Origin of the sequence: Paenibacillus vortex V453, from assembly GCF_000193415.1 — a bacterium.
Taxonomy (GTDB): domain Bacteria; phylum Bacillota; class Bacilli; order Paenibacillales; family Paenibacillaceae; genus Paenibacillus_AQ; species Paenibacillus_AQ glucanolyticus.
In genome coordinates, this window is record NZ_ADHJ01000037.1 from 620241 (window position 1) to 639449 (window position 19209).

The 19209-nt window shown below is 49.7% G+C and carries 14 protein-coding genes and 3 pseudogenes; 9 read left to right on the forward strand and 8 right to left on the reverse strand.

The window, feature by feature from the left end:
- The first annotated feature begins 128 nt into the window (after positions 1-128).
- Positions 129-772, forward strand: a pseudogene (locus PVOR_RS20730) (SDR family oxidoreductase).
- 86 nt (positions 773-858) lie between these two features.
- Here PVOR_RS20730 and PVOR_RS20735 read toward each other — a convergent pair.
- The 3 genes and pseudogenes from PVOR_RS20735 to selD form a co-directional block, all read right to left on the reverse strand.
- Positions 859-1053 carry a hypothetical protein gene (locus tag PVOR_RS20735; protein WP_006211422.1) on the reverse strand — a complete coding sequence of 65 codons (195 nt, stop codon included), beginning with the start codon at positions 1051-1053 and terminating at the stop codon, positions 859-861.
- Between the two features lie 37 nt (positions 1054-1090).
- The gene (gene mnmH / locus PVOR_RS20740; RefSeq protein ID WP_006211423.1) at positions 1091-2143 is read right to left on the reverse strand and encodes a tRNA 2-selenouridine(34) synthase MnmH; all 1053 of its coding nucleotides are present in this window, start codon (positions 2141-2143) and stop codon (positions 1091-1093) included.
- A gap of 40 nt (positions 2144-2183) precedes the next feature.
- Positions 2184-3237 (reverse strand): annotated as a pseudogene (selD, locus tag PVOR_RS20745) (selenide, water dikinase SelD).
- A 299-nt stretch (positions 3238-3536) separates the two neighbouring features.
- Between selD and PVOR_RS20750 the strand changes: the two are divergent.
- From PVOR_RS20750 to PVOR_RS20760, 3 genes are all read left to right on the forward strand, one after another.
- Positions 3537-4604 carry a permease gene (locus PVOR_RS20750; protein ID WP_006211425.1) on the forward strand — a complete coding sequence of 356 codons (1068 nt, stop codon included), beginning with the start codon at positions 3537-3539 and terminating at the stop codon, positions 4602-4604.
- A gap of 179 nt (positions 4605-4783) precedes the next feature.
- Complete coding sequence (locus PVOR_RS20755) at positions 4784-5983, forward strand: peptidylprolyl isomerase (protein ID WP_006211426.1); 1200 nt, start codon at positions 4784-4786, stop codon at positions 5981-5983.
- Positions 5984-6117: 134 nt separating this feature from the next.
- Entirely contained in the window at positions 6118-6462 is a 345-nt protein-coding gene (locus PVOR_RS20760) for a hypothetical protein (RefSeq protein WP_006211427.1), read from the forward strand.
- A 97-nt stretch (positions 6463-6559) separates the two neighbouring features.
- Here the strand turns inward: PVOR_RS20760 and PVOR_RS20765 are convergent, their stop codons facing one another.
- Positions 6560-7474, reverse strand: coding sequence for a hypothetical protein (locus tag PVOR_RS20765; protein WP_197477164.1), 915 nt, complete (start codon positions 7472-7474; stop codon positions 6560-6562).
- Between the two features lie 321 nt (positions 7475-7795).
- Between PVOR_RS20765 and PVOR_RS20770 the strand changes: the two genes are divergently transcribed.
- Entirely contained in the window at positions 7796-8446 is a 651-nt protein-coding gene (locus tag PVOR_RS20770) for a YwaF family protein (RefSeq protein WP_234973039.1), read from the forward strand.
- Positions 8447-8549: 103 nt separating this feature from the next.
- Here the strand turns inward: PVOR_RS20770 and PVOR_RS20775 are convergent.
- From PVOR_RS20775 to PVOR_RS20790, 4 genes and pseudogenes are all read right to left on the reverse strand, one after another.
- A pseudogene (locus PVOR_RS20775) lies at positions 8550-9545 on the reverse strand (aldose 1-epimerase).
- 135 nt (positions 9546-9680) lie between these two features.
- A complete protein-coding gene (locus PVOR_RS20780; RefSeq protein ID WP_006211434.1) occupies positions 9681-11408 on the reverse strand; it encodes a glycerol-3-phosphate dehydrogenase/oxidase in 1728 nt (575 codons plus the stop codon).
- A gap of 188 nt (positions 11409-11596) precedes the next feature.
- A complete protein-coding gene (gene glpK / locus PVOR_RS20785; RefSeq protein WP_006211435.1) occupies positions 11597-13087 on the reverse strand; it encodes a glycerol kinase GlpK in 1491 nt (496 codons plus the stop codon).
- Positions 13088-13157: 70 nt separating this feature from the next.
- A complete protein-coding gene (locus PVOR_RS20790; protein ID WP_006211436.1) occupies positions 13158-14054 on the reverse strand; it encodes an ROK family protein in 897 nt (298 codons plus the stop codon).
- A gap of 748 nt (positions 14055-14802) precedes the next feature.
- On the opposite strand from PVOR_RS20790, the gene PVOR_RS20795 reads away from it, so the two are divergent.
- From PVOR_RS20795 to PVOR_RS20810, 4 genes are all read left to right on the forward strand, one after another.
- Positions 14803-16062: an ABC transporter substrate-binding protein gene (locus PVOR_RS20795; RefSeq protein WP_006211438.1), complete on the forward strand. Its 1260-nt coding sequence runs from the start codon at positions 14803-14805 to the stop codon at positions 16060-16062.
- A 48-nt stretch (positions 16063-16110) separates the two neighbouring features.
- Positions 16111-17049 carry a carbohydrate ABC transporter permease gene (locus PVOR_RS20800; RefSeq protein ID WP_006211439.1) on the forward strand — a complete coding sequence of 313 codons (939 nt, stop codon included), beginning with the start codon at positions 16111-16113 and terminating at the stop codon, positions 17047-17049.
- A 16-nt stretch (positions 17050-17065) separates the two neighbouring features.
- Complete coding sequence (locus tag PVOR_RS20805; RefSeq protein WP_006211440.1) at positions 17066-17902, forward strand: carbohydrate ABC transporter permease; 837 nt, start codon at positions 17066-17068, stop codon at positions 17900-17902.
- A 312-nt stretch (positions 17903-18214) separates the two neighbouring features.
- A complete protein-coding gene (locus PVOR_RS20810) occupies positions 18215-19177 on the forward strand; it encodes a Gfo/Idh/MocA family protein (protein ID WP_006211441.1) in 963 nt (320 codons plus the stop codon).
- The last annotated feature ends 32 nt before the right edge of the window (positions 19178-19209 follow it).

Below are 19209 nucleotides of genomic sequence, written 5' to 3' on the forward strand. Positions count from 1 at the left end.
AGATAATATCATTTTCCAGAGATAAAGAAAAGTCCAGCGCTGATTCCCAAGAAATTTCCCTTAGGTTATGCTAAATTTGGTATTATTACTCTAATATGAGAAATTTTAACGATAAAGGAGTTTGTCCTATGAAGGTTCTAGTAGTCGGTGCGAATGGTCAAATCGGAAAACACCTTACACACCTGCTTCAAGATCATGAAGCCTACACCGTAAAAGCGATGGTTCGAAAAGAGGAGCAGGCACGATATTTCGAAAATGGCGGAATCGAAACCGTCCTTGCTAATCTGGAAGGAGCGGTTGATGAGCTTGCACAGGCGGCACAGGATTGCCAAGCCATTGTATTTGCCGCCGGTTCAGGCGGTGCAACCGGTTATGATAAAACTCTCTTAATTGATCTGGATGGGGCTGCAAAAATGATCGAGGCTGCCGAGCAGGCACATGTCTCACGCTTCATTATGGTAGCGCCATACAGGCCCACAACCGGGAGTCCTGGAATGAAAAAATCAAGCCCTATTATGCAGCCAAGCATTATGCGGATCAGTTCCTGCGCAGCAGCAGCCTCTCCTATACGATTATTCGTCCAGGAGGACTTCTGAATGAACCCGGTACAGGCCGTATAACCGCTGCCGAGGACATCCATAGCGGCTCCATTCCGCGGGAGGATGTAGCGAGCACGATTCTGTTATCCCTGGATGAAGAGAACACCTTCCGGCGTTCCTTCGATCTGATCGCAGGCGATTCGCCCATATCCGAAGCCCTTTCGTCTATTTAAAGAAAGCCTTTCATCTCAAAGAAATCGCCCCTGCCAAAAGCGATACGTCAGGTATCCAGCTCTTGGTCAGGGGCGATCTGTTTTTTCTAATCGAATAGTGACCAAATCACAATAAATGCGATCAAGGCCAACACATAGATGACGATCAGCTTGGTAATATTAGCTTTGGTTTTACTTTCATACGCTGGATTCGACTTGCGGTTTTCCTGGGAAAAACCAACAAGCAGCGTCGCAATGCCGCCGATCAAAGCCAAAGTAATCACGATTAAATACAGAACCACAATGGATCCTCCTTATCCTCTCGGATTATACGAATGATTACGTGCCGGTCTTCTGCAGCATCTGATTCCGCAATATTTCTTTTACGGCTTTCACGGCTTCCACTACTTTATCCACTGAGACAACGATAGGCGAGGCATCTTCATATTGACTGGAGGTATGGTTATACTTGGGATCATAATAATGCTCAAGCAGCATCCGGATTCCCTGTGCAAACCGTCCCTCCTCCAGCGACCTCCCGATCTCAGCAGCAACAGGAGTATGGATCCTGTTTTTAATCAATTGGAAAGCCGCCAAATACTGTTCTTTGTATGCAGCGGGATTGTAGTCCTCCATGATCTGGCGAACACGCTCTTCCATCGGCAGTTCAAGTACGATAGCTACGCCGGACTCCTTCTTCTCCATAAGGAAGTCGGGTACAACGATTTTGCCAATCCGCTTGCTCTCGGCTTCGAATAACACGTAGGGGGCCGACTCCACTTGCTTCAGTCGTTCAACCAATTCCGAATCAAAGGTCTTTTGATTGCTGGCCTGTAAACCGATATGGCCAAATATCGAGCCGCGATGACCTGCCAGCCCTTCCAGGTCCACGACAGGATACCCCTCCTGCTGAAGCTGCCTGAGCACGGCCGTCTTGCCCGTTCCCGTCAAACCATGCAGAACAAACGCTTCGGCCTCTAATGTCTTATGTTCAAGCGTATCCAGCACATACTTTCGATAAGCCTTAATCCCGCCAGTAATCCGGCTGACATGGATATCCATCAGGGAGAGCACGGTTGCCGCTGTCCGGCTGCGCATCCCCCCACGCCAGCAATAAACTGCTTTATCACCGTCAATTTCCTTGAATTGCTTAACGAAGGCGGGAAGCTTGGCCGACATAATGGCAAGTCCGCGCTCTTTAGCCGCATCTACGCCTACCTGCTTATAGATGGTGCCAATCTCCGCCCGTTCCTCATCATTAAAGACCGGAATGTTCAGGCTTCCCGGGATCGTTGAATCCCTGTATTCCGACGGGGAACGGACATCGATTAATGTCATCTTCTTTTTATTCTGAAGCTCCAATAACTCGTTAACGCTGATGTCTTGAAACATGGTCTGCTCGCTCCTTTATTGATCCAAAAAAAAGGCTCACTTACAACTCAACGACAATGCGGGACGGATGATCGTTTACGACCTTGCCGACACTTCCCGCTTCCAGCCCGGCTTGCCGAAGCTCCATTAGAAGCTGATCCGCCTGCGAGCCGTCAACGGCGATAAGAAGTCCACCCGAAGTTACCGCATCACACAGTATCCACTTGTCGATCTGATCCATGTCGTCCGGAAAATCAACATCGTCCTTCACGTGATCATAGTTGTTTTTTGTCCCACCCGGAATGACGCCACCCTCGGCCATTTCTCTAACTCGCTCCAGGACAGGTACAGAGGACTTGGAAATGCGTATCCCCGTCCCGCTTCCTTTTGCCATTTCGAGTGTATGGCCAAGCAGCCCGAATCCGGTCACATCGGTGCACGCGTGAACGTTATACGATTCCATCATTTCGGCAGCGGTCTTGTTGAGTGCTGCCATTACGGCGGTAACCCGGCGGATCTCCTCATCACTTAACAGGTCTTTCTTAATGGAGCTCGTAAGGATACCGACACCTATGGGCTTTGTAAGAATCAGCACATCGCCCGGCTTGGCTCCTGCATTCGTTCTCACTTTGTCAGGATGTACGGTACCTGTTACGGCAAGGCCGAATTTCGGCTCTTTATCATCAATGGAGTGTCCACCAACCAGTGTTACACCCGCTTCTTTCAGTTTATCCCCAGCACCTCTCAAAATATCGGTCAACACCTGCTTATCGAGGGTTGAGATCGGAAATGCCACAATATTCAGTGCCGTTAGCGGCTTGCCTCCCATCGCATAGATATCGCTGATTGCATTGGCCGCTGCCACTTGACCGAAATCATAAGGGTCATCCACGATCGGTGTAAAGAAATCAACCGTCTGGACCATAGCCAAATCATCGGTAAGACGGTATACACCTGCATCATCGCTCGTATCCAGACCAACCAGCAGATTCGGATTGGGTTCCGCTTGGGGGGAGCTTACGAATGACCTGAGCCAGATCCGCAGGACCAATTTTGCAGCCGCATCCTCCTTTAGAGGAATAGGAAGTTAATTTTATTTTCTCCGATTGAGTCATCACAGATCGTCCCTTCATCATCTAAGTTTTGATATATTGCAAGAGCACGTGCAACAACCCCGGCGCGGATGCTCGAAATACGTCTCATCTACTCCGGGGATCATCTAATATTAATCTTTGCCAATCACTTCATTTATGCACACAATACTTATATTATATGAAATCAGCTGCCGCAAGTCTAATGATCTTCCTATTTCTTGCAATTCCCGGGAAAATCTCTCTACGACAAGTCCACATTGTGATATACTATTAGATTGGATATGTAAATAATTTCACGATATATCGGGGGAGTACGAATTATGAATCACTCAAGCGACGGCAGAATGGCCTTTGATCATTCGAATCGCAGAAAAACCATCTGGTTCATCACAATCTTCATTATAATTGCAGCAACCGGTCTGACCTATGTGAAGTGGTGGCCTTATTACGATAAAGCACTCAAGGCGATTGTCGAGCACAGCATCGGCTCTTCCATACTAGGCATGGATAGCAGTGCCACACCTTCATGGCAAGCAGCCTGGGATTATGCCATCACTTATTTCAAAGCCGTCTGGAAAGCAGCCGTGCTGGGTATTCTGCTTGGCACATTAGTCCAGTCCCTGCTGCCCTCCCAGTGGCTCCTTCGCGTTCTCGGCAAATCGACCTTTGGCAGTACGGCGATAGGAGGGATTGCATCCATTCCAGGCATGATGTGCTCCTGCTGTGCCGCACCTATCGCCATCGGTCTACGCAAGAAAAAGGTATCTGTAGGGTCTGCACTTGCGTTCTGGATCGGTAATCCAACCATTAATCCGGCAACACTCGTCTTTATGACGTTTGTTCTATCCTGGAAATTCACCTTGCTGCGACTGGTCTTTGGCATCCTTCTAACCTTTGGCGTCAGCTACTTGGCAAACCGCTTTGCCAAAGAATCGGAGCCGGTGGAGATCGACACACCGCCGAGCACCGATCAGCAAGACGATCGCCCACTGTGGAAACGCTGGCTCGCCAGCATCGGCAATATGCTCATTCGCGTGGTTCCGGCTTATTTTATCGCAGTCCTGCTGCTTGGCGCGCTGCAAGTCTGGATGTTCCCTCACCTGGGAACAGCAGCCGGGAACAGCCTGCTGGCTGTCATTTTCTTTGCCGTCATGGGGATGCTCTTTGTCATTCCGACTGCCGCCGAAATCCCGATCATTCAAGCCTTCATGGCAGCAGGTCTTGGAGCCGGCCCCGCAGCAGCGCTGCTCCTTACTTTGCCGGCCATCAGCCTTCCCTCCCTTCTCATGGTAAGACGTTCGTTCCCGAGAAAGGTCATATGGTTTGTAGTTTCGTCTGTAGTCTTGCTTGGTATTGCATGCGGCATAGCGGGAATGCTTATACTGTAACCAGCACATGGGTGCATTTTTTTCAAAGAGTTATAATCAGTTATCATCAAATCAAGGGCTTTTCAATTATATTTTCAATTTTTATTTTTTCTTAAGGTAAACCAAAAGCTTATCTGGTAAAGTGATTAAAGAATGAACCAACTCATTATTATATGCAGTCGAAGGGAGTCAATCATTAAATGAAAGATAACGATTTGCAGCCAAACCACCCGGGGCAACCCGAGGATGAACAGGGACAAGCCCAAGAGAAAGAGAATATCCCCCAAGAACCGGGCGACTTGTCTAATGAAGAGGAAAGAATAGATTCGGATTCAACCTATCCTGAATCCAGTGAACCTTATAAGGAAGAGAGCGATCAGCCCCTGTCTCCGGTTGCTGTCATGCATTCAGAGGATCAGCCCGAGCAGCCCCTGCACGATGAGCAGCCTCCGGCTGGTGATGGCGGTAATGGAAGCAAAGGCTGGATGATCGCTTCACTGGTACTCGCGGCAGCGTTGATCGTCGTCCTGATTGTACCTCCATTTGCCAAGGGATCCGGTAACGAAGCAGTGGCCAAAGTCAATGACGTCAAGATTACGAAGGATACCCTGTACAATGAGCTTGTTGAAGCGGGCGGGAAACAAACCGTAAATTCCATGATCACGGAAGAGCTGATTAAGCAGGAACTGGCCAAGCAGTCCATTACCGTGACGGACGCGGAAGTGAATGAAGAAGTTGACGCTCTCAAGGCATCCTTCCCATCCGAAGATCAATTCAATATGGCCCTGCAGCAATCGGGAATGACACTTGAGGATCTGAAAGGGCAGACCAAAACCCAAGTCGAACTCAAAAAACTGATGGGCGACAAAATCAAAGTAACGGACGAAGAGATCAAAACCATTTATGATCAGAACAAAGAATCCTTTGCTACACCTGAACAGGTTCGCGCTTCTCACATCCTGGTTGAAACCAAGGAAGAAGCCGATGAGATTGTGAAGCAGCTTAAGGATGGCGCTGATTTCGCGGCAATTGCCAAAGAGAAAAATCAAGACGCTACCAAGGACACAGGCGGTGACCTGGACTTCTTCGGACGCGGCGAGATGGATCCTGCTTTTGAAGAAGCAGCCTTCAAATTGAAGAAGGATGAAATCAGCGACCCGGTGAAGAGCTCCTTCGGTTATCATATCATCAAGCTTACCGATCGCAAGGAAGCTACGAATCCTACTCTGGAAGACAAGAAGGTTGAAATCCGTAAACAGCTTGAGAATCAAAAAGTTTACCAGGAATCTTCCGCTTATATTCAAGAGTTAAAAGACAAAGCAACCATCACCAACACGCTGGAGGAAGTAGCGCCGGCAGATCCTGCTACAGAGACACCGGAAGCACCTGCTGCACCTTAAAGATTGACCAAGCCCTGCACCCTCGTGGTGTGGGGCTTTTATCATGCCAAAATAAAAAGTTCTTTAAACCCTGCGGAAAACATGTTAGAATGTAAGCGTTATCAATTGTTGATCTTGACAAAGGGGGAAGCAGAATGATGAAGCACGTATCGGAATCCCGCAACATGTATGAGGACTTCGTGGTGGAGACAGACATTCTGTTCTTTAAAACCGGATCGCACGGTTTGGTCAGCTTTCACGGCAGGAACTATAATATTAAAAAGAGAATGACTGCCGACAAAATCGCATCCCTGCTCTCCGGTAAACAGTTCTATCATGTCGGCGGCAACTGCTATGTGAATGTAGACAAAGTCACTACGGTAGAGCAAGGCATCGTTTACTTTGGAGAAAAGGCGCCCTCTGCCAAGCATCTGCGTATTCCGAGATGGAAGCAGGAGTCGCTGAAGCGCCTGATCACGGAAGCCAAACAGCCTGTTTGAGCAGTGCCGCAACATGTATATGGTTCTGTTTTTTCGAATCACAAGCAAAAGATCCCTTATCCGTTGAGCGGAGTCGGGATCTTTTGCTTGTTCAGTATTAAATCTTCAGTTTCTTGGCATTCACAATGTAAAGGTTCTTCAGCGGCAATGCGCCGTTTCTGTACTTCCGGGCACCGGATTCAAACAGAACATACAGATCATTGCCACGTATCGCAATATTCTCGGACATGGGCGGCATGGTCAAAGGGGTAGCTGCGGCCTTGCCGGATGCCCCACGTGTATAAATAAGCAGCTTGCTTGCATTGTTGCGGCCGCAGGACTGACTGTATAATACGCGGGATTTCGTCACAACCGCACCCTGGATACGATCAGGCGTGCTCCATGTATAATCCGCCTTACGGTTCGACGACAGGTCATCGCCGGAAGTCAATTTATAACCTCGAAGCTTGCCCTTCGGTCCGGGGGCACACTGCTTGCTGCCCTTATCCTCTCCATCCATATATTCACCTACCCAGAGAATCCCGTCGGAATAAGTGGCATAAGATGCCTTATGACCGAGCGCATATCGGGTCATGACAACATGGCTGTAATCTTTTTTGCCCTCGATGGTGCTTAGCGGAATTTTGTACACATTTTTGCCAGACGCCACCCACAGATGATTTTTGCTGACGGCGAGTCCGCCAACATGACCGGTATGCTTTTTGCTTCCGCTCTCATATAAATAGAGCGTTTTGATTCGCTTGTTGGTTTTGCTGCTGGTGATCGAGATGCTGCTGGCCTGCTTGCTCTTTGTATTGCCCCAATAATGAGACATAATAATCCACTTCTTGCTCGGCACAAGGGCGAGTCCCTGCGGTATCCATTCTTTGTTTCCGGATAAGCCGGGAACCACGGCTCCCTTTCTGCTAATATCAAAAAACTTTTTGTACTTGGAGGAAGCAGCCTCCGCCTCACCAGGGTAAGCAAAACCGATGAGGGTGAAGATCAAAACCAAGCTTAATCCTATACTCAAATACCGTTTGAGCCCATACAATCTATTCACAATAATGCACCCACTTACCTTAATAAGCGATGATGACGGTATGCTTCTCGGGTTCTCGATCCGACATAAATTCAATGTATTCCGGCATAAAAATGATATTCATTCTACATCCACTTCATGGTAATATCGATCATAATGGGCTTGCGAACTACAGAGAGGATGATACAACATCGAATCCTTATTTGATCCGAGTTATCCGAAGGCATTTGCCGCCTTCTCCACCGAGCACTTGGATAGCCATACGTTATCCTGATCGCCCTTGCCTCGCTCCTGTATCTGTTCAGGTCTGTAATCGTCTCAACGACTGCCCTTCAAAAGACCGTGAAATGGAGCCTGCTTGCCGCACTCTCGTTGCCGGAGGCGTCCCTTCATCTCTGGTATGTGTTAACCGGCATCTGGGATCCTGCCACGTCATTGCCGCTGGAATTGTGCAGTCTGACCCTGTTTCTCTCCATAGCCATCCTGCTTACGGATGAACGCCGCTTATATCCGTTAGTTTATTTTGCAGGCATCGGAGGGGCACTTCAGGCCATACTGACACCCAATCTGGATTATCCTATCCCTCACTTCCGCTTCTTTCATTTCTTTACCGTCCATACCGCCATTATATTAACAGCGCTGTACATGACATGGGTAAGAGGATACCGGCCAACCTGGAAATCCATTGGCTGGACGATGGTATTTCTTAACGTGTCCGCCGTGCTTGTCGGTCTTGTTAATTGGGCTGTTGGTTCCAATTACATGTTCCTGATGCGCAAGCCGGAAACCGCGTCGCTGCTGGATCTGCTGGGTCCACATCCCCTATACATTATGGTTGAGGAATTCATTGCACTTGTATTATTTATCCTTATGTATGTTGTCTTTTTTGTCATTCCGGACCACATCAAGCGCAGTCGCAGGCATGGGCGTGAAGAGATTCCCGGCTCTTCCGCAGGGAGCTGAAGCATGAAATCATATGTCTTATAGCAAAAACGTATGGACTGTAAACGCCCTGAGTAACAGGTGTTGCGATCCATACGCTTTTTTATGGGGGAGGAATTAAGGATCAGCCTTTAAGATACAGCCGAGAGGTGGCTTCCCAAATATCACCCGGTGCCAAACCGAACAAACCGATATCATCCGCCGGCAAATTCACGTTTGGAGCATTCACCAGATTGATCTGAGGCTCGGGACAGAAAAACTTCCGGGATGCCTTGTTATTCCATACCATCCACTGCTTATATGAGTTGCCGACATCATAGACCAAGGTTTTTCCCAGCCTGGTATCCGTCAATTCCATACGGTTTCTGCCGTTCTGCGGTACAGCCGTGTAATGGTTGTCCTATGGGGGGCAAAATAGGGGTTGACCCCGCTTGTCCGCAGCCGTTCTTCTTCCGCCGTCAGGGACTGGAATTCCCCGGTCGGCAGCATGCGGTCACTCATTTCCCACCGCTCTCCGATCGTTATTCTTGCAACGCAATCATCCGCTGTGCTCTCAGGTGCAAACGGAGCATTGATCGCCGTATGGAAGGCAAGCAGGCAAGGCATGCTGCTCGTTCCCCCGGTTGCGTATCAACACATGCTGGGCTAATCCATCCCGATTCAGCGTATAGCGGAGCCGAAACGTGAACGTGTGCGGAAGCATGGCGTACACCGGGTGATCCTCATCGATCGTTACGGAAACGACCACATAACTTTCAGCCTCACTGCTGCCATAATCCTCGACCGTCCACGGTATCGTATGTAAAAAGCCATGGAGGTGATTAGCTGTCTCAACCTCATTCACCGGGAATTGATAGGTCTGTCCATTCCATGGAAACCTCCCGTCTTCATATCGATTCGGCGGAAACAGGACAGGAATGCCGTGAACGCCTGGATTGGACTTGAATGCTTCCATCTCGTGTGCTTCAGGTTCGCGAAGGAAACGGTAACCGCTTTCGTTATCCCTGAAAGCGATGAGATTGCCTCCGATCCCAGGCAATATCGCCGCTTCGTAAGGGCCATGCTGGAGCCAAACCGCGCTCTCTCCGTGATATAATTCTTCATACGCTTTGTGGTTCATCGGGTCATCTCTCCTCTCAATGTGAACGTATATAGATTATCATACCGTTGCCCTTACGACTAGATTGTCGAGCTTGAATAAGCCGTTATGGCTCTAACCAAACCCTCTTCCTTGCATCTTGGTTAGGCACATCGTTTAAGAAGATAGTTTTTCTTGTGTGGAGTCTTGTGAGAGGGACACTGCCTCCGATTGCTCCTGTGCTATTGGCTGTGTGGCAGATGCCAGTTCCTCATCCAGTTCCCTTGCGTATTCCGTTCTCTGCTGCTCGCTCCATGCCAGAACGGAAGCCATATAATCCATTACGGGCTCCTTCCATTTTCTTGTCCACTGGATGTTAAATAACAGGGAACCCGTACGGCGGATGAAAAAGTCCGTCGGCTTCGACGCCAACTCATACTGGATCGCATACATCAGCGGTACCAGAACCGATACGGGAAGCGCGGATGCTTCCGCTTGATCGGATCCTGCGCTGGCCAAGCGAAACAACTCCGTTACGTTGGAGCCGTACATCTGCGCCCATTGCTCGGCGAGCTTACGGTCGATTCCTTGTGCCGCTCCGATATCCGCCTGCTTGCGAACAAATTCAGGAAATTGACGGGAGCCGCCTATATGCCCGCCGGATATCGGCAGATTCTTCGTTATCCCGGGACCAAACGTTTGGCCGCCCTGCTCCTGAATTCGTTTGGCAACCAGATCCACAACCGTATCCGCCATTTTGCGGTAACCGGTCAGTTTGCCACCCGCAATGGTGATCAGACCGGACGGGGATTCCCATATCTCATCCTTGCGTGAAATTTCGGACGGGCTCTTGCCCTCCTCCAAGATCAGCGGCCGGACTCCGGCCCACCCAGATTCAACGTCAGCCGCGGACAGCTTCACATCGGGAAACATATAGTGAATAGCTTTCAATATATAATCCCGGTCTTCCACCGTAATCAGGGGACGCACGGGATTGGCCTTGTACACCGTATCGGTTGTTCCCACGTAGGTCTTTCCGTCACGAGGAATAGCAAACACCATTCTGCCGTCAGGTGTATCGAAGTACACCGCTTGACGGAGCGGGAATTTGGACTGGTCAATGACCAGATGGACCCCTTTGGTCAACTGAAGCATTTTTCCCTTCTTGGACTTATCCATCTCTCGCACCTGATCCACCCAAGGGCCAGCGGCGTTCACGATTTTGGTTCCGGTTACGGTCCTGACCTCGCCGTCCAGCATATCTCTCACCGTAATGCCGGTAATCCGTCCATTCGTATCATAGTTCAAAGACTCGGCCTTCGCGTAATTGAACAGCACAGCCCCTCTGGCCGCTGCCTCTTTCATGACCTCAAGCGTGAGTCTGGCATCATCCGTCCGGTACTCTACATAGTAACCGCCGCCCTTCAGGCCTTCCTGCTTCAGAAGCGGCTCCCGCTTCAGCGTCTCGGAGACAGACAGCATGGAGCGCCGTTCTCCCCGCTTCACGCCAGCCAGGAAATCGTATACCAGCAAGCCGACAGAAGTGCTGAACTTCCCGAAGGTGCCTCCTTGATGTATGGGCAGCAGCATCCACTCCGGCGTAGTAACATGCGGTCCGTTCTCGTAGACTACCGCCCGTTCCTTGCCGACTTCAGCCACCATCCCCACTTCCAACTGCTTCAAATACCGCAGTCCGCCATGCACCAGCTTGGTCGAGCGGCTGCTGGTTCCTGCGGCAAAATCCTGCATCTCCACCAGCAGGACCGACATGCCGCGCGTGACCGCATCTAGTGCAATCCCCGCACCGGTGATCCCGCCGCCAATCACGATCAGCTCATAAGTGCTCTCTGCAATTCCTTCAAAACGACGCTTGCGATCCAAGCTTGAAAACGACTGTGGCAACATCAAACAAATCCCTCCCAGTATGTTTTACCCTTTTTTTATCTATTGTTACCTCTTATAGAAACAGCAACAAAAAAGAGACCACGAAACACGCAGTAACAAACCTCGTTCCATGAGGTCTTCCGCGCCTAGTGGTCTCTCCAAGTCTCCAGACAAATATTCACTTGTGAATTATTATAACATATAAAATGCTAATGAAAAGCCATTGCCGCATAAACGGCTTTTTTCCACCCCGCATATAATTGTTCCCTTACTTCTTCCTGCATGGTTGGCGTAAAGCTCCGCCCCATGCTCCATTTGCTGCATATCTCATCCTGGTCCTTCCAAAAGCCAACTGCAAGACCCGCCAAGAATGCGGCTCCAAGAGCCGTCGTCTCCGTGATGTCCGGGCGTTCCACGGGAACGTTCAGAATATCGCTCTGGAATTCCATAAGAAAGGTGTTGGCCACCGCGCCTCCATCCACTCGCAGGGATGTGATGTTATACCCTGAATCCTCCTCCATGACGGACAGTACATCCCGGGTCTGGTAGGCAAGCGACTCCAGGGTTGCACGGATGAAATGCTCCTTCGACGTACCTCTGGTCAGACCAAAAACAGCGCCCCGTACGTCGCTGTTCCAGTACGGACTGCCAAGTCCGACAAAAGCGGGCACAACGTACACGCCTTCCGTTGAATCAACCCTGCGCGCATAAGGCTCGCTGTCCTTCGCCTCACGGAACATCCGCAGACCGTCGCGCAGCCACTGTATAGCTGATCCGGCCACAAATACGCTGCCCTCCAGCGCATACTGCACCTTGCCATCGAGTCCCCAGGCAATCGTCGTAATCAGCCCATGTTCGGATTTGACCGGCTTGTCGCCAGTGTTCATCAGCATGAAGCTGCCTGTTCCGTACGTTGTCTTCACCATGCCCTCGGAGAAGCAGGTCTGACCAAACAGCGCTGCCTGTTGATCTCCCGCAGCCCCGGCAATCGGCACTTCACGCCCGAAGAAGTGATAGGTCACCGTATTGGCGTATATCTCGGAAGAAGGCCTTACCTCAGGCAGCATGACCTTCGGAATATCCAGCAGCTGCAGCAGCTCATCATCCCATTTCAGGTCATGGATGTTATAGAGCATCGTGCGTGAAGCATTGGAATAGTCGGTCACATGCGCTTGGCCTCCGGACAGCTTCCAGATCAGCCAGGTATCAATGGTGCCGAATATAATCTCTCCACCCCGGGCGCGTTCCCGCGCACCCTCCACATGGTCGAGAATCCATTTGATTTTGGTACCAGAGAAATACGGATCGATCAAAAGCCCGGTCTTCTCTCTTACCTTTCCGTCATGCCCTGCAGCGATCAGCTCCTCGCATAGGCCGGCTGTCTGCCTGGACTGCCATACAATCGCATGATATATCGGTTCACCCGTGTTGCGGTCCCACAGTACTGCGGTCTCCCGCTGATTCGTGATCCCGATGCCCGCTATCTGATCCACCTTCACACCCGATTCGGATAAACAGGTCGCAATAACCGCAAGAATGGAGCCCCATATTTCATTGGCATTCTGCTCCACCCACCCCGGTTGAGGAAAATACTGAGGGAACTCCTTTTGCGCTGAGTGTACAATTTCTCCTTCCCTGTTAAACAAGATTGCCCGAGAGCTTGTTGTTCCCTGGTCAAGCGACAGAATGTACTGCTCCAATCATCTTCTCCCCTTCCGTTAAGTGCATTTAACCAAAGATAACGTGCAGGTGGAAACGTTGTCAAATTCATTATTCCGTCAGGGTGAAACCAAATAAGTCCTGCAGAAGGACAGAAGCCGCACCGATTAACTTATCATCTTCGCCAAGGGATGCCAATCCAAACACCATATCATCCTTCAGGATCGGCATCGCATGCCGGTCCATATATTTTCGAACCATTGCCAAAAGCTCCGGATTCCCATGCGCCATCTCCCCGCCCAGAACGAGTGCTTCGGGATTAAACATATTGACCAGATTAACAATGGCTGCGCCGAGGTGTTCCGCTACTTCTTCATTCAGATCCATGGCCAGCTTGTCCCCTCTGCACAGGGCTTCCTTGTACACGGACGGAACGATTTTGCTGTAATCCCCTCCGCTCAGCTCCTGAATTAGAGTCGGTCGTCCTGTGGCTATTGCTGTAATGATTCGTGAATACACGGCGATCCAGCTGATATAACTGTCCAAGCAGCCTACATTGCCGCATTCACACCGAATTCCGCTGCGATTCACGCTGGTGTGTCCAAACTCGCCGGCACCCCCATGCTTGCCTCTCAGGAGGCTATCGTTTATTAATATACCGGAGCCGAGTCCGTCACCGATGGAAATATAGATCAAATTCCCGAATGCATAATCACCAAATCGCCGCTCTGCGAGCACAACGGAATTCATATCGTTTTCAACCCAGGTCCGCATTCCATAGCGGTCTTCGAGGATCTGCCTTAGCGGAACATCGGTCATCCGCAGCTTGGTGTTATAGTGCAGCACTCCCTGACTATCACTCACAATACCTGGAACGGTGAGGGAAATGCCGACACAACGTTCCAAGTCCTCCGCTCCTGCAGTGAAATCATCCATGAGCTCGAGCAGCCGCTCGATAACCGCATTACCCTGAAGTCCTTCGATCGGATAGGTTTCCTTTCTCAGCACCCTTGCCTCCAGGTTCATCTGGGCCAGATTTAGGAATGAATTCGTTATGGCTACAGCAAATAAATAATGATTATCCGGATTGAATTGGAGCAGAATGGGTTTTCTCCCTCCGCTGGAAGAACCCGTGCCGATTTCAGAGACGTAGCCCTCCTTAATCAGCTCCTGAACGGCGGAAGCGACTGTGGAGGGGCTCAGCTTTATTTTTTTTTGGCCAGCTCAATTCTCGATATGGGACCATCCGTACGAATCTTGTTCAGCACCTTGGATCGGTTTAACGCCTGGATCAGCTTGTGATCCCCTTTTTTCATATTGTTCAAGCAAGCTCAACCTTTCTATAGGTTCATCAATTAGTGCGACTTTCTGTATCGGAAAAATGAGGTTAGCTACACTATAACATTTTCAATAAGCGAAATTAACTTATTCCATCAATCAAAATAATGTTATATGTAAGAATTCATCCCAACCTCACATTATGTGAAAAAAATAATTTAAAAGTAATTGAAATCGCTATCTTGAAAAATAATCGAGGGGATTATATAATCTTTCGCAATAGAAGCTAGTTATTCTGTCACAAAAGATAGCATGATGATGTTAACTTTTTTCGACGATTGGAATAACTAATGCTTTTTACTCCAGCTATACAAAGGGGGCGCTCCCATCCAAGGAGACTGGTTTTCACGTCGAACAAGCTTTATGACCCCATCATGCTTGATCAAAACCATGCCAACATTTTAAGGAGGGTTATGTAATGAAAAAAGGAATGTCTGTCCTGATTGCGATGCTATTCGTGTTTACTGCCTTACTGTCCGCTTGTGGTGGCAATGCCTCCGGTGGAGACAATGGGAAAAAGGTAATCAACGTCGCCCTCTGGGACGAAAACGTACGGGACACGCTGGACAAGTCCATCAAAATTTTCAATGAGAAGCACCCGAATGTTCAAGTGAAAGTAACGTATACGCCATGGGCGGATTATTGGACCAAGCTGAGAACAAGCCTCGCCGGCAATAGTGGTCCTGATGTTTACTGGATGAACGGACCCAACTTTCACTCCTACGCCTCCTCCGGTCTGATCAAAGACCTCTCTCCCCTCATTGAGCAAAGCGGACTGGACACCTCGGTTTATACCGAAGCACTCGTCGATATGTATACCTATCAAGGCAAGCTTCACGGTCTTCCTTACTTCCAGGATTCCATCGGACTCTATTACAACAAAGAGTTGTTTGACAGCGCGGGCTTATCCTATCCCGACGATACCTGGACCTGGGAAACCGTAGAGGAGAATGCGGCCAAGCTGACCGATAAAACAAACGGTATTTACGGTTACATAGCGCCGATCGACAATCAAATCGGTTACTACAACTTTATTGCCCAAGCAGGAGGATTTGTAATCTCGGACGATAAGAAGTCATCCGGCTTTAATACGCCTGAAGCTCTGTCGGCCTTTAAGTGGGAACAAGGCTTGATTGACAAAGGCTACTCGCCGAATGCGCAGCAGCAGCTTGAAACGAAGTCCCGCCAATTGTTCGGCTCCGGCAAGGCCGCCATGTTTCCGGGGATTTCGGTCAACTCGCCTGAGCTGCACAAGCTTCTCGGCGATAAACTCGGCGTTGCTGTTCTTCCTGCCGGTAAACAGAAAGCTTCCATCGTTCACGGACTGAGCTGGGCAATCAACGGCAAGACAAAAGTAGAGCAGGAATCCTGGGAATTGCTGCAGATACTATCGGGCAAGGAAGGACAGGAACTGCTGGCCGATTCCGGCTTCTCGATGCCTGCCTACAAAGGCACGGAAGGTGGCTGGCTGAAATCCATTCCTTCTCTCGATCTGCAGGTATTTGTGGACAGTCTGGAATTTGCCGTGCCTTATCCGGTATCCCAGAAAACAGCGGAATGGCAGGATGCGGAAGTGAAGGAAATCCAGGCAGCCTTTCTTGGCAAAAAAACCTTTGAAGAAGCGCTAAAAAACGCCGGTGAACAAATGGATGCAATCCTTGCAACTGAAACCAAATGACAACCATCCGCTCCCAAGTAGGAATTCCAAGAAAGGACGGTGCAGCCTGTGAGCTCTCCCATAACTGTGATCACGAAACCTCCTGAGATACCCAAGCGAAAGGTCGGGAAACTTGCCCGGCACGAAGCCCTGTGGGGATATATCTTCATCCTGCCGGTCGTGCTGGGGCTTGGTTTGTTCTACATGGCCCCTTCCGCCGCATCCCTGTTCCTGTCGTTTACATCGTGGGACGGGTTAACCTCTCCCCAGTTCGTCGGAATAGATAATTTCACGAATCTGATGAAGGACGACAAATTCACCGGCTCTCTGCTGAACACGATGCTGTATACCGTCGGCACCGTTCCGTTGTCCGTTGCAATCGCAACGGTTCTGGCCGTACTGCTGAATCAGAAGATCAGAGGCATGGTCTTCTACCGCACACTGTATTTCATCCCGGTAATCACGATGCCGATTGCGGTCGGCATGGTCTGGAAATGGCTGTACAACTCCGAATTCGGGTTGATCAACCATGTGCTGGGAGTGCTGAATCTGCCTCAGCCGAATTGGCTGTTTGATGAAAAATTCGCTTTGTTTTCCATCGTGCTTGTCAGCGTCTGGAGCAGTATCGGGTATAACGCCGTCATTCTGCTCTCCGGTCTCCAGGGCATCTCCAGCAGCTATTATGAAGCCGCTTCGCTGGACGGTGCCGGAACGATGTACAAGTTCTTTCGGATCACGCTGCCGCTGCTGACGCCCAGCCTGTTCTTTGTATTGGTCATGTCCTTTATCAATTCATTCCAGGTGTTTGACCTGATTTTCATTATGATGGATCAGCAGACTACGATGCTGGAATCCACCCGGACCGTCGTTTACAGCATTTGGGAAGACGGGTTCAAATATTTCAATATGGGTTACGCTTCAGCGCAGGCCTTCATTCTATTCGTTGTGATTCTAGTCATCACCATGGTTCAAATGTATATTCAAAAGCGCTGGGTTCACTACCAATAACAGGAGGAATGAAGACGTGAATACTTCAACCCGATCGGGAAAAGCAAGCCGTCTGGCAGTCCACGTTCTGTTAGCTGCCGGGGCGCTGCTCATGATTATGCCGTTTCTGTGGATGATATCCACATCCTTCAAGTCCTTTGCCGATTCCATGTCGATTCCGCCCAAATGGCTCCCTGTCGAATGGCACTTGGACAACTACCTCCGTGTCATTCAAACCATTGATTTTGGCACGTATTACTTGAATACCGTTATCGTCACACTCGGACGCACAGTGGGCCAGCTTGTCCTGTGCTCACTTGCAGCCTATTCTTTTGCAAGTCTGAGATTTCCTTTCAAGAATGCTATCTTCCTCGCGCTCCTTGCGGTATTGATGGTACCGTCACAGGTTGTGATGATCCCGAGCTTTGTCATTATGCGTGAGTTCAATTGGCTGGATACGTTCTATGTGCTCATTGTACCGGGTATTTTCAGTGCCTTCGGTACGTTCTTGTTAAGACAATTCTTCATGACATTGCCGAAGGATCTGGAGGAGGCAGCCAAAATCGATGGCTGCAGTTATTTCCGGATCTACTGGAATATTTACTTACCGTTATCCAAAGCTGTGCTTGTCTCCCTGGCCATCTTCACCATACTCGCCTCGTGGAACGATTTACTGTGGCCGCTCATTATGACAAGCTCAGAGGACATGCGGGTGCTATCCATTGGAATCTCCAGCTTTCAGGGACAGCATTCCACCGACTATCCTCTCCTGATGGCCGGTGCGCTTATGGCAACCCTTCCGATCATCATCCTGTTTATATTCCTTCAGCGCTACTTCATTGAGGGCATTGCCATGAACGGGATTAAAGGATAACACATCCCGCAGCAATATACACGATAAAGGAGTCTGCCGGATGATACCGATGTCAGAGTTGGTGTTGGCGCTATGGGAAACATCGTCCCTATGGCGCTGCCGACGCACCTATGCCGGGTATGAGGGTTATTAGCAGCAAGCACCTAGTATGTATTCAGGAAGGTTTGCTGTACTTTTTTCCAGGTGAATCCTCTGTACCGGCATACAAAGGAAAGCTTGAATAATATGGATAGCGGGGCTATAATCACGTGTGAGTCCTAGAATTGGGGAATATTTATCCATCATCATTATACGATCAGGAGTGAGCAACCTATGATTAAAGCAGGTGTAATTGGAGCCGGAGGTATGGGCGCTGTCCATATTAAAAACCTTCACCAGAATGAACATGTTCAACTGGCTGCAATATGCGATACGAATGAAGCATTAGCCAAACAGCAGGCCGAATTGTATGGCTCCGCTTATTATACGGACGGCAGCACGATGCTGGAACAGGAACCGCTGGATGTTCTGTACGTATGCATCCCGCCATTCTGCCATGGAGATATTGAAGAACAGGCAGCAACCAAAGGCATTCACTTGATGGTCGAGAAGCCGCTGGGTCTGGACGTGGAGTCCGTCCGTCACAAAGTCAAAGTCATCAATGAAAGCGGAATCATAGCAGCTTCCGGATACTGTCTGCGGTACCTGGACACCGTTGCAATCGCCAAGGATTTTCTTAAAGACAAAAAAATCGGCATGGTCCGTGCCCACTACATAACGACACCTGTACCTACTCCTTGGTGGCGCAAAAAAGAATTGTCCGGCGGACAGCTGGTTGAGCAGTCTACTCATACCATGGACCTTGTACGCTACCTGTGCGGCGACATCACCCGTTTGTATGCCGATATGAGTCTCTTGCTTATGCAGGATATTCCGGATCTGGACATTCCCGATGTAGGCGCGATTCAATTCGTGCTGGACTCTGGAGCAGTCGGCCATATGCAGACGGGATTTATCCAATTCGATCATCGGAGCGGAATTGAGATCATGGGACGCGATTTCCGGGTCGTTCTGGATGGAACCACGCTTTCCATCGCAGATGAGGAGAAAGAAGTGGTATACCGCAGCAAAACCGACTTCTACAAGGATCTTACTACGGCCTTGATCGACGCCATTCGAAACCAGGATCCAAGCCTTGTGCTTGCCTCCTACGAAGACGGGTTCAAGACACTCGAGGTGACGCTGGCCGCGAATGAATCCGCGGAAACCGGTAAGCCGGTATTGATTCAGCAATAGCTCAAAAGGGGGCGTTCTCCAGGTCTGAACCT

Coding starts and splice junctions, on each gene's coding strand:
- mnmH (WP_006211423.1), bottom strand. CDS start 2,143: ATGTTTCAAGACATCAGCGTTAACGAGTTATTGGAGCTTCAGAATAAA.
- PVOR_RS20750 (WP_006211425.1), top strand. CDS start 3,537: ATGAATCACTCAAGCGACGGCAGAATGGCCTTTGATCATTCGAATCGC.
- PVOR_RS20755 (WP_006211426.1), top strand. CDS start 4,784: ATGAAAGATAACGATTTGCAGCCAAACCACCCGGGGCAACCCGAGGAT.
- PVOR_RS20760 (WP_006211427.1), top strand. CDS start 6,118: ATGATGAAGCACGTATCGGAATCCCGCAACATGTATGAGGACTTCGTG.
- PVOR_RS20780 (WP_006211434.1), bottom strand. CDS start 11,408: ATGTTGCCACAGTCGTTTTCAAGCTTGGATCGCAAGCGTCGTTTTGAA.
- PVOR_RS20795 (WP_006211438.1), top strand. CDS start 14,803: ATGAAAAAAGGAATGTCTGTCCTGATTGCGATGCTATTCGTGTTTACT.
- PVOR_RS20810 (WP_006211441.1), top strand. CDS start 18,215: ATGATTAAAGCAGGTGTAATTGGAGCCGGAGGTATGGGCGCTGTCCAT.